The following is a 21,048-nucleotide window of genomic DNA, read 5'->3' on the forward strand; positions in this document are numbered from 1 at the left end:
GAACGCTCCTTTGATCCCAGTTTGTATCAAGTCCACTGGTACAAAAGAAGCCGGGCACTGCAGGTGGACGAAACGTACGTGAGAGTTGGAGGCCAGTGGAAGTACCTGTTCCGTGCTGTTGACAAGCATGGCCGGCTGATTGACTTCCTCTCAAGCGATGACAAGCTATGTGGCACAGTCGAAGATCGACGCTCTCCCCATTACTGCCTAGTCGGCCGATATCGGGCCTCAACGTCGTCAGACGTACCTATGCGTAGAGTTTGAGCGGGGCGCAAGTGATGAGACTGTGGATTGTACAGGTGGATAAACTTGCTGAATCGAGCCTCTCCGTCAACCTTTCGGATGGCTCGACGGTGGAAGTGACGCTCGACGATCTCCTATGGATTCGGTCCCAGAGCGAAGACGATGCTCAAGCCGAGTTGAATTCGTCAAAATGGGATTAGCACGGCTGAATGAAGACCGCGGAGCGATAGCTCTTTGTTTCCTGCGTATCGATCGTTCATTGAAACGACGTTATGGGCAATCACCCCCTGACAACCGGAGTTGTCGGGGATGATTGTTGGCACCGGTGGCAACACTTTTGGGCTTAACCCGACTCGCAACGGGCTTCGTCGGACTTGGGTTCAGTCCACCGATCTTCCGACGGCAGGTAGATGGGCTCCTGGGGTGCTGATTGCGTATGCCGTACACAACTCGCAGACAGAGACGCGACCAAACCCCTGCAGAGGCTCGTACATAATGAGATCCCTAGGCTGATCCAGAGGCATTGTCGGCTCAATCCATCGGTGCCTGCATGACAGCAATGGCAGGAGCCTCTCATAAAGGCGCACTGCTGCGGCCTCCTCACCATCGCTGTCGATACGCTCGACGAGGTTTAGGAACGCCAAAGGCGATAGATCGGCTATGACGAGTTCGGGACTGACGTTGAAGAGGATGTCCTGATATGTGATCGTCTCCGAGAAGCCGAAAGCCTTCTTCGACAGGGATTGAAGCTTGGTGAGGTCGCGTCGACGTGCCCGAAACGTCCCTAACGATCTGGGCACATGCGCATGGACTCGTAACCCCCTATCTCAGCGGACGAATCTTGCTCTCTCGACGTCAGTTCACACAGTTATTTTTGCGTTCCATGGACCGGCTGCTGCAAGGCCTCACTTGAAAGAGCATTTGCGATTTCGACTTGGACTTTGTTGAAACAAACGTTTCAGAGAGTACAAGCGCAACACCATGTGCCTTTGTGAAGTTACTCATGCATTTGCCGGGACAGCTCAGGGAAGGGTGAGGCGTACAATTTCAGTTGACGCGTCGGCGAGTTCGCCTGCTCGCACACGAGGCCTTTGATGCTTTCTAAAGTCCATCCATCTTTAGGCATGGACTACTTTGTAGTCTCCCGTCGCCGCGCCTTGGCTTGGGCATCGCTGCTCGCTTCGGGGTTGATAACCAATTTGGCGGCGGGGGCTCCGATCAAGATGCTACAAGCTAGGGGAATTGGAAGTGATCGAGTCAAGCCGTCAGGCGGGGGCCGTGGTGACGGTCGGACTACGCAGCAAGTCGCAGCTAACTCTAGCGCTGTCACCGACGTCATCCTGCGCGAGCGCTTGGCCCGGGAGACCCACAACCCAGCGGATGAGGCAGCTTGCTTTCATCCCGATGCAGTCGTAGAAGTCTCCTGGTTCAAGGGCAGTGCCGCCAAATTTATCGAGGCGGGGAAAAACAACCCCGACACGGAAACCGTCCATTTCGATTCGATGAGCCCCGGCGCCGTCTGGCTCAAGAACGATCGTGCGATTTCCGACACGGCCTGCGCGGTCCATACCTTCTCGCTATTGGACGGGATCGAGGTCAGCACGACGAGCTATACGCGCTTGTTGTGGCGGGTCCAGCGGTCTGAGGGACAGTGGCTCATTCGTAGTCTTCGCGGCATTTACATTCGCGATACGCTGATCCCGCGCGATCCTACCAAGGTGCCGAAATTAGACGAAGAGAAGCTTCGCGGTTTCCGCCCCTCCTATCGTTTCCTTAGTTACATCCTCACCGCGAACGGAGCCCCTGCCCACAACGATCTTCCAGGCGTCGATCAACCTGAGGTGGTCGCCGCGCTAAGGGCAGCCGAACGCGAATGGCTGGAACAGGGCTAGGAGCGGATTGCTCATTTGTCCATGAGAGACATTGGCTATTGGCCAAGCCAATCAAACGCCGCTTTGTAAAGAGCATGGACTCGCTCCGGCTGATCGCCGCCGTAGAGATCGGGAGTCATGGAATGGTCACCCAGACTGATGTCGTAAGCCACAAATCGGTGAGGTGCTCTGAACGCGGCAACCTTTTGGTTATCCTCATCCAAAATGGTGCTACGCGTTGTCGGGTTCAATGTGTCGCGCTCGTAAATGGCGTTCATGAATAAGATTTTCCAGCCCGTCTCACGTCTCTCCAGCTGATAGAGCAACCGCGAAAAAGAGACGCCAGAGCAGTCGTCTTTCCATTCGCGATCGCGACCTCGATCTGCCGCAACAGATCTACCACCTGCTCAGGCTGGTACTCTTCCCTCGTCCCATATGCTCTCTTTATCCAGTGTCTCTCTTCTCCACTGGCACGCTTCAAGCCGGGCACTCCATACCGGAATCGTAACCTGTCCGAGTTGCGATCGGCCAGGGCAGATCGAATACAAGTGATCGATCAAGTGCCTCGGAAGAAGCCGAACTCGGCCCATTCATAGCATGAACCATCACTGGCAGCCTCTCTTTTGCCAGTTGCTCCGAGATGCCCTCATCCAAACCGCCCGATTGTTGGACATGTCCCACAGTTGAAATGTGGCACCCGACAGCCGAGAGAGCTGGCTGGCGTTATCGGCGTTTGTCAGGATCTATACGAAATTGTCGGTCTGGCAAAGGAAATTCAAGGAATCCTGATCGCGACTTTGCCGAAGTGTCCTCCCTCGGCGACATGCGCATAGGCAGCTTGCGCCTGATCCATGGCAAACGTAGTATCCAAAATCGGTTTGATCTTGTGGTTGGTCATCGCCTTAGCTGCATCGGTCAAATCCGCTACAGGACCTGTGTTGTTACCCTGCAGTCGAATGCGCTTCTCCATCACGGAACCCACACTGAATGAAACGTCCATCCCGCTCAGGAAGCCGATAATGAAGATTGTCCCAGTCGAGAGCCGCAGCCTGAATCGACTGGAGAAAGGTTGCTGTGCCGCCCGTCTCAAGCACAAGATCAGCGCCCCGTCCTTCTGTTAGACGAAATACCTCGTCCGCCCATTGGGGAATGGATCGGTAATTGATGGTTTCGTCGGCGCCCAGTGCACGTGCGCGCTCAAGTTTCTCGTCAGAAGACGACGTAACGATGACACGTGATCCGTGAGCCTTGGCAAACTGTAGCGCAAAAAGCGAGACTCCTCCGGTGGCCGAGCAATAGAGCTGTTTTGTGCGGACCCAGGGCAGCGCTTCGCACAGCGCGCCAAGCTGTGGTTGCCGCTATCGGTATAGTGGCAGCTTCAGCATCCGATAGATGCGCCGGTGTAAGAACCAGGGAGTGCGCGGGAACTGTCACATACTCGGCAAGACTGCCGGGAAGATCGATGCCGCGGCGCGGTCCGCCTCCAACGGCGGGCATCCTGCCGTCCTGCCAGTTGGGGATGAAGTGCGGAATGACCCGTGCTCCAACCTTCCAGTTTGTCACCGCCGTACCGAGAGCCGCGATTTCGCCCGCTCCGTCAGTAACGGGGATGATCGGGAACTCGCAGAGCGGATACTTACCAGTGGCAACCGCGATATCGAGGAAGTTTAGGGAATCGGCTCTGAGACGAATCAGTACGTCACCCGGCCCGGAAGTGGGATCGGGGTATGTACTGGAACGTAGTGCATCTATTCGTGGCGCAGTTAACTCGATAACTTTCATGGTTTCTCCCAATCCATCATTTGATGGGCAGCGGAATCTACACGATCCTTTTCCACGTCAGCATGCGGATCAGTCCGCATATGTCACTTAGCGGAAGTTTGTATTGCGTCCTGACCATATCCCGCTCAATGAAAGCTTCTGCATCATCGCAGGCTGGGGTGATTGGCGTTTCTCGTTGACTGACCATCAATATCGACGAAGAGGGATGTTCCTCTGTGCTGAGGCAGCCCTAATCTGATCGAGCTACTTGGTCAAGGCCTCCAAATCTTGTGCCTGTGCCTGCTGGATCATCTCGAATGAGAGTCCACCGACCATCATCTCCTCTCAAGGTCGATATGCATGGCCGCGAGTAAGACGTGCGCGGCATAACCTGGGCTGGATCCTGTGGAGGCGGGGACTGCATCTACGATGAAGTGCTCTAGCGTAGTCTTCATTCACTTGTAATGATCCGAATGGAGGACGCCCGGACCCAGCTATATCGATGAGGCAGATACGTTCGCTCCGCAGATCCTCGAAATCCGTCAACAGAAGCTCTGCCTCGGAACGGTGAGCTGCTTGGTGAAACAAGGCGGCATCCGGGGCGTGGGCATGACGATCATTACGCAACGGCCGGGGGCGCAAAGGGTCAGGCACCACAATGCAGTGCCTGCCCCAGCCGGCGAACCAATTCCTCAAGTCTCGTTACTTCGGTAGCACGTCAAAACGGCTCTGCGGAGCGCTTCGTATAGTCTGCATCGGAGTCTTGAGATGCGCTTCCGCCATCTTGTCCGGCATCCGCGCGATCCACTGGTTCAGCGAAACGTCAGAGTAAAGAGGGGTCTTGAACATCTCCAGAAACACCAGATCCTCGGTACCCGTGTTCTCGATGCAGTGCCCTGCCATCGTCGGAACGTAGCCCACATCATTGGGATGGAAATCCATTGTCCTCGCTTTCGCTCCGGTGGTCACCACCGTCATGCGGCCCTTGCCTTTTATCCAGTATTGCCATTCACTTACGGTCGGGTGCCAGTGCATCTCGCGGATTCCACCCGGTTTGATCGTCACCATGGCAGCGGCAATTCCTTTCGCCACAGGAAAGTTGCTTGAATCGACGACCCGGGTTTCGCCTCCATCCGTCTTCTGGGTAGGGGTCATGGCCGCCATTTTGAATGGTGTATTTGGTCTCAGTCGCGAGATTCTTGCCCAAGAAGCGCCGATCATCCTCAAGCGGACCTGGCAGGGGGGCCTCAAAGATGTAGAGTTCCGTTGGCGGAAGCTGATCGAAAGTTTTTCGGTCCCAGCCGGTATTCTTCTTCACGATTTCGGGAGGGGTATGGACAAGAAACTCCGAAAGCAGGAAGGTGTCGTCCTCTGAAAATGCGCCTTCGTTGAATACGAGCAAGAACTCACAGCCATCGTCTCCAAGACCTTGGATCGAATGCGGATAACCTGCCGGGAAATACCACAAGTCTCCCGCTTCCACATCGTCGATGGCCATCTTGCCATCCGGCTGCATGATCGACACGCGCGCCTTGCCCGTCAGCATAATGGCCCATTCATCGGCTGTATGCCAGTGCAGCTCACGGAAGGATCCTGCGGTCAAACGCATGTTAACGCCGGCAATCTCCTTCGAGGACGGCAGTTCGCGTTGCGTCACCTGGTGGGTCCAGCCGCCGGCCTGAATACGCTTGGGTACCAGGTCGAAAGAAAACCAGATCGGCCCGGGATTGCCATGATCGGTAAATGGAGGCGTGTTGGAGTTGGGGTTCTCCGCCTGCAAGGACTTGTTCTCCGGCCCTGGATCCGTATTGTTCTGTTGCTGCAAACCAGCCTGCTTCTCCTGCCGGGTCTGCGCCATCGCGGTCGCGGACGCAAATCCGGCACTCGCAAGCGCAGCAGCACCCATAAAGCGCCTACGCGAAAGAGGACCTTCAACCTTCTCAGCAGAGTGAAGTGTTTTTACTTCTGTCGGTATCTCTGTCATGGTGGTCTCCTGGTAGTCCGCAGTCTGCGAACATACTCACACACTTCATTAGAAGCGGATTGGGAGATAACACTTACTGTATCTTTGAGTCTCTGTAATCTGTTTAATGAATATCCACTCTATGGTTTGGGCTGGCCAACTTGCTTTGCTATGGCAATCAAGCGCTTCACCAGAGGCGTCTGCCGATCGGCCAGCACCGCAACACCAATCTCAGACTGAATCTTTTGTCGCGACAGTACCTTAACAGCCAAAATACGTCGATTGCGCCGCGTAACGCCTTCAGGCAGAATAGCGACCCCTAATCCGGCCGCGACAAGTGCAATGGCTGTGTCCATCTCGCCTGTCTCTTGCACTACATTTGGCGTGAACCCGGCAGCGCGGCAAATACTGGTCCAGCGTTGGTAAAACGCGGGTGCCCAACGTTCGCCATAGGCAATAAAAGGCTCTCCCATGAGATCTTCAAGGCCCCAGTCCTTCTTCTTCGTGAGGGGATTAATCTTCGATAGGACCATTGCAAACGGCTCACGGTGCACAAGCGAGACACTGAGGTCAGCCTCCGTCACCGGCAGCCGCACAAAGCCGGCATCAATCACGCCGCTTCGAAGTCCTTCCACCTGTTGCACGGTGGGAACGTTTTTGAGCTCAAGACTTACCCCTGGGTATTGCTTCTTGAAGGCGAGGACCACCGCCGGAACGAGTCCGGGCGTCGCAGAAGCGACAAAGCCGATGCGCAGATTACCTATATCCCCCATTGAAGTGCGCCGAACACGTAACTCCATCTCCGCAAGCTGTTGCATGAGCGCATCCGCATCCACCTGAAAGACAGAACCGGCCGGCGTAAGAGTAACCCTTCGCCGATTGCGCATGAAGAGGCTCACACCTAGATGCGCCTCAAGGCCCTTAATCTGCGTGCTCAGGGCGGGCTGCGAGAGATGCAATGTCCGAGCCGCACGACTGAAGTTAAGTGCCTTCGCAACAGCAAGGAACGACCTAATGTGTTTAATTTCCAAGATCTTTCCTCCATGAGCGAGCGATAATTGCAACGGAGACACATTCACTGCCAACCCGTTGCGCAGTCGGGAATCCGCAATCATGAGTCATCTACAGTTCGAATCACTGTCATAGTGATTCACAATGATTGCAAGGGTCCTGGAACAGTCTCTAATGGCATCATAGCGGTCAGTGCAGCTCCGTTCTCCACGCACAACCATCAAGGATGAATATGGAAGCCTCAAAAAACTGGTCAGGGATTGTTACCTACGGATTTATCGGCTTTCTTCTTGCCTTTCCGTGCATCGCGGGGGCTGCATACGTCTACATGCGGTACGGCCGTCCACCCGTGGCCACTGCCGACAAGCCTTTCCCGGATGAAAAGACACTCGTCCACATTCCTCTCAACGCCCGTATTGATCGAGAACTCGTCAAAGCGCCATTCTCTCCAACTGCGAGCGACTTGACATCGGGAGCCGTGGTCTATGTCGCGCACTGTGCTGTATGTCACGGGACTCCGAACCATGACAGCTCCTTTGGAAAGTGGGAGTATCCTACGTCTCCGCAACTTTGGACCAAACATCCCAATGGTGTGGTCGGCGTGAGCGATGATGCTCCGAACGTTTCCTATTGGAAGGTCGACAATGGTATACGACTGACCGGCATGCCTTCCTTTCAGTACATCCTTACAACGGACCAAATGTGGCAGGTGTCGTTCCTCATTGCCCAGGCGGATCGACCGGTGTCTCCGGCGATAACCTCGATCTTTGCTACTGCCAACGAGCACCATGGCAGCGAAAGCGCGTCCGGAGCTCCATAAAGCTAGGGAAGCTTTTGCGCAGACGTAGACTAACGCGCCTTCCATTTAGGCCGTTGCTGGCATAAGACAAAGGAAGCTCAAAAGGCATGAACATGATGGCAGTGACACACGTTCTCTTCGCTGTTTTTCTCTCTTTTGCGTTGAACAATGCGGCGTCGGCCCAGGTTGCTGTAGGTCCCTCCCAGTTACCTGGTCCGACATCTCCGCAATTGGAGGTTGATCAGGTGTCCGATATCCTCGGTCTAACAGCAAACGTGCGGAGATTGCAGACGCTCCAGGCCTCAGAGGGATGTGGATTCGTCATAGCCTCTCCCGAGGAACTGACCCTTCATCAACAGCTGCTGGAGTCGGTGCAAGCCGCAAGTCTGGATCTCGATGGCGTCATGGGCACAATCGCCAATGAACGTGGAAAGCTCGGGAACCTCCAAACGTCGCTCAAAGCGAGTCGAGACAAGACCGTCGCAAGACTCAATGCAACCGCGCTGATCACTGGATCGGGTGTCGGGGCACTCGTAAGCGCGACCCAGTTTACGACGGTAGGAAGCAGGACAAACAACATTGGCGATGGCATTGGCATTGGGTCAGGTGCTGCGTCCACACTCCTGGCTTACTTGGCTGTTCGCAAGCAGCATGGTCCTGAGGGAACGGTTCAGGATGTTCCCAATATGCTTGCTCCTCTTTTTGGCCAAGCGCCCGTACTCAACACGAATTATCCTGACATCGTTCTGCAATACCTACAGAGTGTGCCTCCAGGTGAAACGATGGAGCGCGGAACACGGCTTGAACAGCTCAAGGCTGAGTGGGGGGAGGCGGGTCGTTTGGATTCGTCAGACACCGCAAAAAAGCAGAAGAAGGTCATTGTTCTAACCGCGAGCGGAGAGAAGGACGTGAAAATCACCATAGACGACCTGACCGACCGAATCGCCATGCTTGGAGATGTCAGCGGCCGTATAGCCCTGATGAAGCGAGACCTCGCCTTCCTCATGCGCTCTTATACGGCCAAGACAACCTGTTCGGCGCACTAGCGCACAACTCGAAGTAGGTTCGCGCTGCATCGACGCGAGGGCCGCCAGAGGTTCGGCGATCGAGCCTCCGGCCGACGCAAACAATAAGCCGACGCGAAGGTTAGCGAGGGTAGCGCACTCAAGCTTCAGGTTGCGGAGATTGTCCTCTCCACCCAACCGCGTCAGCCTCAAGTTATCTTCCTGCAGCTGCGCCATCTGGCGTGCCTGGTCGACTTCCAACCCGGCGTATTTTGCCTTCCAACGGTAAAAGGTCTGTTCGCTAATCCCTGCCTTCCGGATCACCCGGCACAGGAACACCCACTTCGGCTCGCTTCAAAATCCCACCCATCTACTCCACAGAAAAACGCTTCTTCCTCATCCAAAATCCTCTTCCCTTTCAGGTCAGGTTTTGGTCGAAGACTAAATTCCGATTGGTCCAAGAACACCGAGGCCGATCACTCAAGTCGCGCCATCGGATGCTCCTCTCGGCACAAGTTTTATCGGTTCGTAACTGGTACAGAAAAAGCCGGCACTCTTGAGCAGCATTTCTAATTTGTTGCTGATGACCCGCGGATCGGTCTTAATCGATGCCAGGCTGCTTCTTTGTCATTGCAAAACCACCCATGGTGTGGGCGATAAATCATAGCGAATCTCGGACGAACTGCGCCGCACGCACCGCAAGTTGCAGTTCTTGTGCGGGCCTCTCGTCTAAACATACAGTTAAGATTCTGCCAAAGTTGACGCATTTCAGCTCCTATTGATCAATCCTCATGATTGACCATCTTTCGCATCGCATCGACTGCACAAGGGCATGAGCTAAGATCATCGTGCTCCAAACAAATGCGACCTCATTCCGACGTCGCGCCCTCGATGTATCGGTAGTGCCAGTCAATGCAGCTAATGATAGATGTAAGCTAGCCATACTTCCTCGATGCACTCTCCATCATCGACCCCTCGATGATAGTCTCGATGCCTCGTGGCAATAGCGGTGCGTATGTTCCTCATGAGTGGCTTGGTTGATCGTCAACTAGCCATCGGAGATCGCGTGCAGGTGTAACACTCAAAATTGTTCTCCTTTCGAAAGTTTTGTTGCTTCGTCATTCTGGTGCGGTGGTCTTGACAGTTGCCACTTCGTCGATCAATGGGGGAATGCACTCAAATGGATATTGAATGATTCAAACCCTTACTGCACGTTCAGGGTGAAAGTGAATGATTTCACAATATTGCCGGCACCGCTCGTCGGTATGGTTGTGGTGCCATCAGGTGTCCCGTTCAAGGTGACTGTCACGTTAGTGCTTCCTTTACCCAGTCCAGACGGCAACTTCGAAGCGGTCATCGAAACCCAGATCATCGACGGAAAACCCGGGCCTCCGCGTATCAAAGCGAGCTGCGTTTGGTAGCTTGATTCGAAAATCTGTTGCCACGTACGCGTCGAACGATGAGAGCGGCAATCTTGAATGGATTGAAGAAGAAGTTGGATGGCATGCGTGTTCCAGATACCATCGGCTTCAGGGAGGTCAGGAAAGCGAATGAACGGTGAAGAACTCGAGGCACAGCCACGAAGCACGCTTACCTTCCCGTCCACCGGAACCGAGAAACCCAGTTATCGGTGGATGAGAAAAAGGGACAGGTCACCACATCGAAAGCAAGGGGTGAACGCTGGCACGAAGGCCGAAGGTCTGCTTCATGGCAAAAATGCACGGTCTTCATTGCTTCAGGCGGCGTGTACACCGAAGGCCCCCCGATCCGCGACGCGACATCGGAACCATATATCTGCGTCTGATTTTAAAAAGTCATCGGAATCGAAGACGTGACGGTCGTTGCGGCTGGGGGAACAAGGTTGTTGACCTAGTAGAAAATCCGTAAGCTGAGTTTCTGCAGACGAGTTAGCTCGCAGCCGCCTCTGCGGCAATGGCATAACTCCCTACTCATTCACCTATACGCAGACGCTGTGAGGCAAGTCCCCGAGTGTGGAATTTCAGTTGAACATCAGACTACAATATTGTTTGAAGCTCCGAATACAATCACCCGGGCGCAACCCCAGTGAAGACACCTACGGCTTTGTAAGCTCAAGGCTATAGAGATTTCCGGTTCCCACCCGGGGTTGAACCAGGGGTTCCCCACGTGCCGTTATTCCGCCAAAGAAGTAATTTGCAACGTCTCCATTATGTAAGTTCCCAAGGTCAGCGACAATTTGAGTCCCTCCGCTTGGAACTTCCACTCTCAGGATTGGCTGTCTGTCTGCTAAAAAAGCATGCACATAGATTGCTTTGCTATCAGCGCTCCAGATTGGGTCAGCGGCACTCGTGGATACCAGGCGCTGCCAATGCTGGTGAGTAACGTCGTAAAGCATGACGTTCTTTTGGTCTAGAGTGAGCGACACGATCCATAAGCCATCGGGGGACCAGCGCGGGCTGAAAAGGTCTTCAGAGCTGGGGATCTCCTCTACTCGATGCGTGGAGAGATTGATGATTTGGATGGTACGAGAACCGTTCTCTTTGCCCATCAAATCTGGCTCTCGACCAAACACCAGGCTTCCACCATCGTTGGACCAACTCGGATCAGCCGCATTTCGGGCCTCGTCGAGCAACACTTCGGCTTTACCCCCATTTGCATCGACCAGGTAAATCTGCCAAACACCTCCTGGCTTCCTGGCCATAGCCGCAAGACGTTTTCCGTCCGGCGACCAATGTGCAAGGAAAACTTCCAGCGCATCCGATGTCAGCCGGACCTTGTCGGAACCGTCAGTGTGTGCGCGCCACAGCTTCTCGTGAAGATCGGTCCACGCGACCCACCTGCCATCTCTAGAAAAGTCGATCCGGTTGGCGTCTGCGAGAAACGCCGGTGCGGGGCGGAACTCCTTTCGCTCGGCTTCAAACTGCTGTAAACCAGCAGGGGCTTCCAGCCCGACAAAGAAGATGCGGTTGCCGTTTCGCGCGGCAACGGGAGAAAGGGAGCGAAGAGGTCCGTTGGTCAGCTGCACAAGTTTTGCCTGCCGTCCGAAACCTTCCAGTTGCCACAGGTTATCGTTTGATTGAAAGACGTACGACTGTCCGTCCGGCAGCCACACTCCGCAACATGCAGACGAACTTATGAAATTGGGGATCGTCACAGGCCTGGGCGTATGACTTCCGCTTTCTAATTCCCAGAGGGCGGCCGCGTGTGTCACTGGATCGAAGAGTGTAAATCTTAGCAAACTACCATTGGGTGACCACCGCAACCAAAAGGCTCGGCCGGGAAGCTTGGCATATGTAATCGAAGAATCTTCGTTTGGACCAATCGTGGCTAAGTCATTGCCGGTTGCGTAGAGAATACTGGTGCCGTCAGGCATCCATGCTGCATCATGAGCCAACACGCCCGGGATTCGTCGTCCGCTGCCGCCCACGGAAGGAACAACCCAGAGCGGTTGCTCCGATTTAGTAGATTGCTGACTACGCAACAGGAGCCTGGAGCCGTCTCTCGAAATGTCGGCTAACGAATTGGAAGATATTTCATCAGGTACTTCGATCCCTTGGACCTCCGCTGTGTCTACGTCGATGGCAGACAAGCGAGGTCGGCCGTTTACCATAACTGGTGTCAGCACGCGGTTGCCGTCCATTGCCATAGCGAGGAAGCTTTCGGGATTTGGTGGGCCAAGTGAGATAGGTACGTAGTGAGTTATTTGCTCGACCCGGTAAGGCGTGGTGTTCGGCGTGGGGATCGAAAGCCATCTACCGATCATCGCGCAAGCAAAGACAGATATTGCGATGAGGCACAGGTAAGCAAATTTTGTACGGTCGAGCCGATTGAACCGATCTTCTAAAGCTCCTTTTGTGAGATCTTCTTCAAACACTGTCCGATCGGTTCTGAGCGCTTCAATAGTTGGCACAGATTCGGGGCGGCTTTGCGTACGTCCCGTCTGAGCGTTTGGCGAGCCCGACGGTAGAGCCTGCAGATTCTTCGGCTCATCTTCTACGTTGTTCTCCGACCCGTCATGGGCGGAAATTCGTTCTGGGATAACCAGCGGCATAGAGTCAGCAGGCGGACTAATTGGGTGTTCAGGCATCAGCGTGACGGGGGCAATAAATCGGTAACCCCGCTTCGTGAGTGTTTGGACGAAACGCGGGTTTTCCGCAGAGTCTCCTAACGCTTCTCGGATCTTGTTGATGGCTGCAGCAATAGCCTGATCAAAATCCACATTCGTATTCGCGGCCCAGACCTCATGCTGGAGATCTTCACGCGTCACGACCTCGCCAGGGCGGGCCAACAGTGCCGCCAATACTCGGAACGGTTGTCTGGGAAGCTTGATTCTGTAACCGGACTTCCACAGCTCCCCGGAACGCAGATCTGCTTCGAAGTTGCCGAATACCACACGATCTACCTTCTCCCCAGTCACCCAGTGCTTCTCCCCTCGCGCCGCCTATTTTATACGCTTCTGCACGCACGAGATGAATTCAACCGTGCAAACACATGATTCTAAAAGGCAAACTTGTGAAGCTGAAAAACTATAGAAATTGAAGGATGTAGCCATTGCGTGAATTCTGGCAAAGAGATCAGGGTGACCATCGAGCCATCATGACCTGTTCAAGCGTCTTCAAACGCCGAACATTGACGGCAGAGCCCATTCGGAGAACAGCCAATGACCCTGAGCAAATCGTTCCTCTCAATCCTGCAGAGACAGAAAACCTCAAGTTTAGTCCTTGCCCTAACCATAGCCATCTTTTCTTTAGTGACACATCGCTACGCGGTGGGCCAGTCCGACTCGGGGCGAGTTGTCGGTACCGTCACGGACGCCACCGGTGCCGCAATCCCGCAGGCCAGCATCACCCTCCTGAATAAGTCAACGGGTACAAAGCTGACCGGAACTTCCAACGACCGCGGCGAACTCAGCGTTTCAGCCGTTCCTGCGGGTGACTACACCGCTACCGTGACCGCGACCGGCTTTCAAAGCCAGACGCAGGCGCTGACCGTCCGGGTGACTACGAGTCTGACGCTAACTTTTGCCCTCAAGCCCGGTGCCGAGAGCACGACGGTAGAAGTCACCGGTGCGGTATCCCTGGTCAATACGTCCGATCCGACGCTTGGGGAGACGATCGAGAGCAAACAGATTACCGAGTTGCCTTTAAATGGCCGCAATGCACTGAACCTTGCCTTGCTGACCCCAGGAGTGACCCAGGGGTCCCCCTACGAACAGGGCCAGGACACGGCAGGCCGTCACGGCGACACCGGCGGAAGCGCTCTGTCAGTCAATGCAACGCGCCCTCAAGCCAACAACTTCATCCTGGACGGGGTCGACAATAACGACAGTCTGCAGAACGTCATCCTCTTCTTTCCGCCTGTCGACGCCACGGAAGAGTTCAAAGTAAACACGAGCGTGGCCCCGGCGCAGTATGGCCGTGCCGGCGGAGCGTTGGTGATCAGCTCGATCAAGTCCGGCACCAACCAGATCCACGGATCTGCATTCGACTTCTACCGCAGCAACAAGTGGGCGGCAAACCCAAATTACTCTTTCCCTTACAACGGTTTGCCCGCTGGGGCAAATCCCCCTTACAACAGGAACCAGTTCGGCGGTTCCGCTGGGGTGCCACTCATCAAAAACAAGCTGTTTCTCTTCGGCGACTATGAGGGCACCCGTTATCAACAGCCAGCAGGAAGCGGCTATGACACCGTGCCTACTGCGCTAATGCGCACCGGCAACTTCACGGAACTGCTTGACCCGGTGCTGGCAAGCGCGGGTTTGACCAATGGCGGTCCCGCCATATTCACCACGTATTTTCCACGCTGCTACCCGAACTCCGGCACCTTGAACGCAAACGGCTTTCCCGCCAGCAGTTTGGGTCAAATCTACGACCCGCTGACCTGCGCTCCGTTCGCCGGCAATATCATTCCGACCAATCGCCTAAATCCCGCGTCGGTGAATTACCTCAATGCATTTCCACTGCCGACGCGCACGGATCGCCTTATCGGCAACTACTTCTTCCAGCAAAACCAGGTTGGCAAGTACAACACATTCGATACGCGTATGGACTGGAACGCCTCCAGCAACGATCTGTTCTTCTTCCGGGTTTCTTACGACAACACCAGCTCGGTGCAGAACTCGCAACTGGCTCAGAACGGCACCAATCCACCCTTGAATGCTTCGGGCCAGCAGAATTACCTGCATGGCCGCGGCTACGACCTGGGATACACGCACACGTTTTCTCCCCGTGCGGTCAACGAGTCGCGTATCGCCTATAACCGCGATAACTATGGCTACCTGCCCCCGAACTACGGTATCTCGGTGGGCGCACTCCTCGGCATAAGCAATACGACCTTAGGTGCCGCGAAGAACACGGGCGGGCCCCTGACCGGCGGCTTCGGGACCGAACTCCAATACACCGGCGATTACGGTCCGTTTGAGGTGCCGCAGAACATCTATGAGGTTACGGACACACTCAACCTCAACCTTAGAAATCATCAACTCAGCGTTGGTGGGACGTTGTTGCGACGCGTGACGAACTACTACCGGCCAATCGAGGGAAAGGGTGGGCTCTTTTACAGTCCCCAACTCTTCACGGGCTACGACGAAAGTGAATATCTGGTAGGCGGCGTCAACCAATACCAGATCGGCGCGCAAACCGGGTTCTTCTCGAATGTAAACCAGGAAGACGCAGTGTTTGCCCAGGATAACTGGCGCGTTACGAAACGGCTCTCGCTGAACCTGGGTGCGCGCTATGACCTAATCACGTGGCCCTATGAGGCGCACAATCAGCAGAGCTCATTCAACGTAAACAACGGTCAGGTGCTGGAAGCCGGTAAGAACGGCGTCTCCAAAACGATCGTCAACCAGGATTATCTGAACTTCGCCCCTCGAGTCGGATTCGCCTACAATCTTAGCGGAGACGGCAAGTCCGCCCTTCACGGCGGCTACGGTATCTTCTACTTCCCGGACTACGGCGGGATTAACAATCAGTTGGGCCAGAACGGTCCCTTCAGTGGGAACAATTACTTTCTGGCACAAGACGGGTATTGCATAACCCTGAGCGGCCAGACGGCGGCGAGGCAGGCAGCCTACTCTTGCGGCGACTATACGAGTCCGGCGGCCGTGACGACACAGCTGCCATTGCCGGCCACCGTCGCTACCTTTGACCCCACGAACCCTCCTGCGAATATCGGGGGCACCGCGATCAACGTCAACAACAAGCACAGTCGCATTCAGCAGTACAATCTCCAGCTGCAACAGCAGCTTTCCCCCAGAGACGTCCTCAGCATGGCGTATGTCGGCGCGCACGGAGATCGGCTTTCCACCTTCTACAACCTCACTCAGTACCACATCGGTGCGACGACGCTGCCGTATGCAAATCAGGATGGCGGAATCACGTATGACTTATACAACGGTAGCTCGAACTACAACGGACTACAGCTGCACTATGAGCATCGCGCCGATAACCTGCTGGTCACTGGCTCGTATGCTTGGTCCCATGCTCTCGACAACACAGACAGCCCCTTCGGCGGAACTCCTGTAGCCGTGCTGTTGTACTACGACCAGGCCGCCAACTACGGTAACTCAAGCCAGGACGAACGCCACATCTTCAGCTCATCATTCGTCTACAGCTTGCCGTTTGGACGCGGGCAGAGGTTCGGTAGAGGCGTGAACCGCGCCATGGATCTCTTGATCGGAGGATGGCAGTTGAACGATATCGTTCAACTATCGACCGGACAGCCGGTGGACATCCAGGCGTCCGGCGCCGGTCAACAGACGGTTACAAACCGTCCTGACTTGATCGCGCCGATTCGTTATCCAAAGACACTTAAGGAATGGTTCAATCCTGCGTCTTTCAATTCCACTAACCTTCCGTCTCAAATGGCAACGGATGGAACGGGAAACCTGGTGTACACCCGCGTGGGAACTTTGGGTCGGAACCAGGTCTATGGGCCGGGGTACCGCGACATGGATCTTGGTCTCCAGAAAAACCTGCATATCGCCGAGGGCAAGCAGTTGGAGCTTCACGGCGACGCATTCAACGTAACCAATACGCCTAGCTTCGCAAATCCGGCTAACACCGACTGCCAAAATTGCAATTTCGGTGCCATCACGGGTCTTCGTAGCTCGTCGCGAAAGATCCAATTAGCCGCCCGCCTGGTGTTCTAACCGTTTCGGTGACCGCGCCGTTCGCTCGGCGGCGCGGTCACCGAGCCTCTGGTATGTAGTTTGTGTGCACTTCCGTGCATTGGAGCGCTATGCCGACGGTTTTTCCATTTCCGCCTAAGCAGATAAAGAGCGAACGCTATCGTCGCATCACTCGTAGCGCCTTGAGGGCGACCGTGGTTCTGCTTTTCGTGCTCTGCTCAACTTTCGTCACGGCCCGAAGTCAGACAGATTCCAAAGAGCCGGTCATTGCCCAGCATGTGCCTGCCTGGATGGATCAGGCCATCTTCTATGAGATCTTTCCACGAGCATTCTCCTCCATCGGCACGATAAACGGCGTTACGGCTGAGCTGGATAGATTGCAGAAGCTCGGTGTGAACGTGCTCTGGCTTATGCCTATTCATCCCATAGGCAAAACGAACCGCTTGGGCACTTATGGCAGCGTGTACGCCGTGAGCGACTATTACGCGATCAATCCGGACCTTGGGACCAAGGCTGATCTACTACACCTAGTAAAAGCCGCGCATGAGCGGCACATGCGTGTCATTCTCGATGAGGTGCCGGACCACACCTCATGGGATAGCGTGATGATGTCTCATCCCGCCTACTACAAGCAGGACGCGGCCGGAAAGGTCCTATATCCCCATAGCTGGATGGATGTCGCCGCTCTGAACTATGCTGATCCGGATTTACGCAAGTACATGGTCGATATGTTCACTTACTGGCTCAAGACCTTCGACCTGGATGGGTTTCGCTGCGACGACGCGGGCGACATTCCCACCATGTTCTGGGACCAGGCAAGTGCCGCGATGCGCGCCGTTCGGCCAGATGTGCTTCTGCTCGCGGAGGCGTCGCAGCCAGATCTGCTGCGCCAGGACTTCAACATCGATTACGCGTGGCCCCTGCTGGACACGATGAACCAGGTCATCATGCATGCAAAGCCCGCGTCCTCAGTCCGCGACGAGATGATTACGCAGGAATCGCGCTTTCCCCCAGGAAGCTGGCACATGCTGGTGAGCGACGACCATGACACCCGCCGGGCAATCGTTCGCTACGGTGCACAGGCGGCGCTTGCGGCTTCGGCCCTGGTGTTTACGCTCCCCGGCGCTCCCATGCTTTACAACGGTATGGAGGTCGCGGACACGGCACCTTCCTCCGGTCCGGCACTTTTTGAGAAGGAACCCATCTTCTGGGAGTCAGGGCATGTAGAACCTGCATTCCCACACTTCTACAACGTAATGATTCCCCTTCGCGAAAGCTCACCGGCGCTGCGTCATGGTCAGCTTGTTTGGCTGCATAACTCCGACGAGGACCACGTCGTGACGTACCTGCGACGCTCGCCCGAGGAGACCATTCTGGTCGCGGTGAATCTCTCGAACAATTCTTTTACTGGAACCCTTGAAGCGGCTTCGGGACCCTGGAAGGAGGTGGATCTGAACGGCTCCACTCGTTCCGAGGAAGCAGGAATGCCCTCAGCGCAGGCTGCAACGCTGCCTCCGCCTGAAGCTTTGCCAGCGCTTTCGTTACCTCCATTTGGGGTGCGAATCTTCGTCAGTTCCAGTGTTTCCAACGCGCCGTAGCCCAAGCCATCCCTCACCAACGTTCGATAGGAGCCGTCTTGATCTTGCTATCTTCCACGTTTGTTTCTTTCTCGCGGAGACTTCGCACCCTCGCGGAGACCGCAGCGTGGCGCACGTGCATCGTTGGTGCGGCTTCGATGGTTTTCGGTTACCCGGCTCTGCAAGCGGTGGCGCAGACGGCTTCTGAGCAGTCGCTGCCGAGTGGCATCCGCGTTCAGAGCGCTGGTCAAGTGATGGAGGTCACGGCGCTCCGCGACGATATTTTGCGAGTGCGAGAGTGGCCGGACGGGCAAGAGCCTGAAAATGCGTCGTGGGCGGTGTTGCCGACGGCGTTGCACAGCACTGCAGCCGTGACTTCAGAGGCCCACGGCTTCTCGACCGGCAAGCTGCACGTGGTCGTCGGCACCGACCTTGCACTCACCGTGTCCGACCTGCGTGGCCATGTGCTGCAGGAGGACGCGGAACCTTTGCTGCGCCGCGGCAAAGACTTCCGCGTCTACAAGCGATCCAGCGCCGACGACCACTTCTTTGGGCTGGGCGACAAGCCGGGACCCCTGGACCGCGAGGGCGAGGCCTTCACCATGTGGAACACCGACCGCTTCGGCTGGCAGGAGTCCTCAGATCCCATCTACAAGAGCATCCCGTTCTTCCTGCAGATGCGCGAGGGAAGAACGCTTGGGGTCTTTTTCAACAACACCTTTCGCAGCTTCTTTGACTTTGGCCGCGAGAAGCCGCAGGAGTATAGCTTTGGCGCGCCGGACGGCCCGCTCGATTACTTCCTTCTCTACGGGCCGGAGCCCAAACAGGTTTTGTCAACCTATGCGTGGCTTACGGGCCCTACGCCACTGCCGCCGATGTGGGCGCTGGGATTCCAGCAGTCCCGTTATACCTACTCGCCGGAATCGGAGCTCCTTGATGTAGAACATCGCCTGCGGGCGGACCACATCCCTTCAGATGTTCTCTGGCTGGATATCGACTTCCAAAAGAACAACATGCCGTTCACGGTTGACCCGGACCGTTTTCCGAAGTTCCCGGAGCTCGTAAAGAATCTTGCCGCAGAGAAGTTCCGGCTGGTCGTGATCACCGACCTTCATGTCGCGAACCAACCTGGAACTGGCTACGCTCCCTACGAAACTGGCGTGGCGGGCGATCATTTTGTTAAGCTGCCGGATGGTTCCCGATACGTCGGAACAGTATGGCCGGGGCCATCGATGTTCCCGGAGTTTACGCAGGCAAAGACGCGAGAGTGGTGAGGGTCGCTGTACAAAGACTTCGTCGCGCAGGGCGTTGCTGGGTTCTGGAACGACATGAACGAACCCGCCGTCTTCGATGTGGCCAGCAAGACTATGCCGGACGATGTCCAGCATCGCATTGAGCAGCCCGGCTTCGCCAAGCGCACCGCAACTCACCTTGAGATCCACAATGTCTACGGGATGCTCAATTCTGAGGGCACCTACGAGGGTCTGCTGAAGTTGCGGCCAAACGAGCGGCCGTTCGTCATGACGCGAGCGAGCTTCGCCGGAGGCCAGCGGTACGCGGTCACATGGACCGGAGACAACAGCGCCACCTGGAACCACTTACGGATGACGATGCCACAGCTCATGAACCTTGGCCTGAGCGGCTTTTCCATGGCGGGAGCCGATGTAGGCGGTTTCGCCGGGTCCCCATCGCCTGAACTACTTACGAAGTGGCTGGAGGTCGCAGCCTTTCAGCCTATCGACCGCGACCACTCTGCGAAGGGAACGCGACTGCATGAGGTCTGGGTAGATGGTCCAGCGCAGGAGGACATTCGCCGCCACTTTATCGAGGAGCGCTACCGGTTGCTGCCCTACCTGTACACCGCCGCAGAAGAGAGTTCGCATTCCGGTATCCCGCTGATGCGGCCGCTCTTTGTAGAGTTTCCCCATGCAACAGCCGACGAACACCCGATTGATCTGGATGACAACGGAAGCGAGTTCATGGTCGGCAAAGAGCTCCTGGTGGCACCCAATCCATCTCCCGATGAGATCGCGGCGTACGAGGTTCATCTGCCGCCGGGCACATGGTACGACTACTGGACGGGCGAGCAGTTCGAGCGCAGCAACAAGGCTCAGACGGTCGATCTTGAACAGCGGGACAAATTAAACCTGGATAAACCTCTTCTGATCCAACCTCGCCTCGAAGTGCTTCCTGTCTATGTACGAGGCGGCAGCATTCTCCCTACCGAGCCGCTCACGCAAAGCACGGAAGAGAAACCGAGCGGGCCCCTCACGCTGCGGCTCTATCCAGCCACCGATCCGAAGACCCCCTGTGCCGGTGAAGTGTACACAGACGATGGGCACAGCTTCGACTATCGCAAAGGCGCGTACGCGAGCGTACGCTTCTCCTGCTCGCTGGGCCGGGATGGCTCGTTGTCCTTGCAGGTAGCGCCGCAGCAGGGCAGCTTTGCACCCTGGTGGACTCAATATAGTGTCGAGATCCACGGATGGACGCCAAAGTCGAGCACTGCTCTTCTCGGCAAGGTAAGCCTTCCTCTACAACGCAGTGCCAGTGGTTGGAGTGTGACGATTCCAGCTAACGCTAACGGCGAGATCGTTCAAATGCGATAAACCGAATCCGCTTCAACCACAACGTGGGCCAGACGCCCGCCCCCCCAGCAAAGCAGGAGAAGTTCCATGGGTACCCGTCTCAAAGTATCTTGCGTTAGGT

At 55.8% G+C, this 21,048-nt stretch carries 16 protein-coding genes and 3 pseudogenes; 9 read left to right on the top strand and 10 right to left on the bottom strand.

Annotated features, from left to right (window positions below):
• Positions 1-54: 54 nt before the first annotated feature.
• Positions 55-150, top strand: a pseudogene (locus HDF16_RS30765) (DDE-type integrase/transposase/recombinase); the annotation flags it as partial.
• A gap of 128 nt (positions 151-278) precedes the next feature.
• Positions 279-443, top strand: coding sequence for a hypothetical protein (locus HDF16_RS19830; protein WP_184220656.1), 165 nt, complete (start codon positions 279-281; stop codon positions 441-443).
• A gap of 180 nt (positions 444-623) precedes the next feature.
• Here the strand turns inward: HDF16_RS19830 and HDF16_RS19835 are convergent, their stop codons facing one another.
• Positions 624-1,043 (bottom strand): hypothetical protein, encoded by a 420-nt coding sequence (locus tag HDF16_RS19835; protein ID WP_184220659.1) that lies wholly within the window; start codon positions 1,041-1,043, stop codon positions 624-626.
• A 294-nt stretch (positions 1,044-1,337) separates the two neighbouring features.
• Between HDF16_RS19835 and HDF16_RS19840 the strand changes: the two genes are divergently transcribed.
• The gene (locus tag HDF16_RS19840; protein ID WP_221312914.1) at positions 1,338-2,135 is read left to right on the top strand and encodes a nuclear transport factor 2 family protein; all 798 of its coding nucleotides are present in this window, start codon (positions 1,338-1,340) and stop codon (positions 2,133-2,135) included.
• A 35-nt stretch (positions 2,136-2,170) separates the two neighbouring features.
• Here HDF16_RS19840 and HDF16_RS19845 read toward each other — a convergent pair whose 3' ends face one another.
• The 7 genes from HDF16_RS19845 to HDF16_RS19860 form a co-directional block, all read right to left on the bottom strand.
• Positions 2,171-2,392, bottom strand: coding sequence for a hypothetical protein (locus HDF16_RS19845; protein WP_184220664.1), 222 nt, complete (start codon positions 2,390-2,392; stop codon positions 2,171-2,173).
• Positions 2,393-2,889: 497 nt separating this feature from the next.
• On the bottom strand, positions 2,890-3,162 hold the full coding sequence (locus tag HDF16_RS30265; RefSeq protein WP_432432258.1) for a zinc-binding dehydrogenase: 273 nt from the start codon (positions 3,160-3,162) through the stop codon (positions 2,890-2,892).
• A complete protein-coding gene (locus HDF16_RS31920) occupies positions 3,056-3,439 on the bottom strand; it encodes a zinc-binding dehydrogenase (protein WP_432432259.1) in 384 nt (127 codons plus the stop codon). The genes HDF16_RS30265 and HDF16_RS31920 overlap by 107 nt, the downstream gene beginning before the upstream one ends.
• Positions 3,324-3,896 carry an alcohol dehydrogenase catalytic domain-containing protein gene (locus HDF16_RS30270; RefSeq protein ID WP_221312917.1) on the bottom strand — a complete coding sequence of 191 codons (573 nt, stop codon included), beginning with the start codon at positions 3,894-3,896 and terminating at the stop codon, positions 3,324-3,326. The genes HDF16_RS31920 and HDF16_RS30270 overlap by 116 nt, the downstream gene beginning before the upstream one ends.
• Before the next feature lie 681 nt (positions 3,897-4,577).
• Positions 4,578-4,967: a cupin domain-containing protein gene (locus HDF16_RS30770; protein WP_348641361.1), complete on the bottom strand. Its 390-nt coding sequence runs from the start codon at positions 4,965-4,967 to the stop codon at positions 4,578-4,580.
• The gene (locus HDF16_RS30775) at positions 4,885-5,859 is read right to left on the bottom strand and encodes a cupin domain-containing protein (protein WP_348641362.1); all 975 of its coding nucleotides are present in this window, start codon (positions 5,857-5,859) and stop codon (positions 4,885-4,887) included. Before HDF16_RS30775 ends, HDF16_RS30770 begins: the two co-directional genes overlap by 83 nt.
• Positions 5,860-5,978: 119 nt before the next feature.
• Positions 5,979-6,953 (bottom strand): LysR family transcriptional regulator, encoded by a 975-nt coding sequence (locus tag HDF16_RS19860; RefSeq protein ID WP_184220667.1) that lies wholly within the window; start codon positions 6,951-6,953, stop codon positions 5,979-5,981.
• Between the two features lie 128 nt (positions 6,954-7,081).
• Here HDF16_RS19860 and HDF16_RS19865 point away from each other — a divergent pair, with 128 nt between their 5' ends.
• The gene (locus tag HDF16_RS19865; protein WP_184220670.1) at positions 7,082-7,669 is read left to right on the top strand and encodes a c-type cytochrome; all 588 of its coding nucleotides are present in this window, start codon (positions 7,082-7,084) and stop codon (positions 7,667-7,669) included.
• 86 nt (positions 7,670-7,755) lie between these two features.
• The gene (locus HDF16_RS30780; RefSeq protein ID WP_246409326.1) at positions 7,756-8,694 is read left to right on the top strand and encodes a hypothetical protein; all 939 of its coding nucleotides are present in this window, start codon (positions 7,756-7,758) and stop codon (positions 8,692-8,694) included.
• Positions 8,695-8,862: 168 nt separating this feature from the next.
• Here the strand turns inward: HDF16_RS30780 and HDF16_RS31925 are convergent.
• Positions 8,863-8,991 (bottom strand): annotated as a pseudogene (locus HDF16_RS31925) (transposase); the annotation flags it as partial.
• A gap of 1,735 nt (positions 8,992-10,726) precedes the next feature.
• Positions 10,727-13,048 carry a winged helix-turn-helix domain-containing protein gene (locus HDF16_RS19880; protein WP_348641363.1) on the bottom strand — a complete coding sequence of 774 codons (2,322 nt, stop codon included), beginning with the start codon at positions 13,046-13,048 and terminating at the stop codon, positions 10,727-10,729.
• Between the two features lie 243 nt (positions 13,049-13,291).
• Between HDF16_RS19880 and HDF16_RS19885 the strand changes: the two genes are divergently transcribed.
• From HDF16_RS19885 to HDF16_RS31600, 4 genes and pseudogenes are all read left to right on the top strand, one after another.
• Positions 13,292-16,783: a TonB-dependent receptor gene (locus tag HDF16_RS19885; protein WP_184220675.1), complete on the top strand. Its 3,492-nt coding sequence runs from the start codon at positions 13,292-13,294 to the stop codon at positions 16,781-16,783.
• Positions 16,784-16,872: 89 nt separating this feature from the next.
• The gene (locus HDF16_RS19890) at positions 16,873-18,360 is read left to right on the top strand and encodes an alpha-amylase family glycosyl hydrolase (protein WP_221312921.1); all 1,488 of its coding nucleotides are present in this window, start codon (positions 16,873-16,875) and stop codon (positions 18,358-18,360) included.
• Between the two features lie 233 nt (positions 18,361-18,593).
• Positions 18,594-20,192, top strand: a pseudogene (locus HDF16_RS19895) (TIM-barrel domain-containing protein); the annotation flags it as partial.
• A gap of 45 nt (positions 20,193-20,237) precedes the next feature.
• Entirely contained in the window at positions 20,238-20,948 is a 711-nt protein-coding gene (locus HDF16_RS31600) for a DUF5110 domain-containing protein (RefSeq protein ID WP_348641366.1), read from the top strand.
• The last annotated feature ends 100 nt before the right edge of the window (positions 20,949-21,048 follow it).

The organism is Granulicella aggregans (assembly GCF_014203275.1).
GTDB lineage: Bacteria > Acidobacteriota > Terriglobia > Terriglobales > Acidobacteriaceae > Edaphobacter.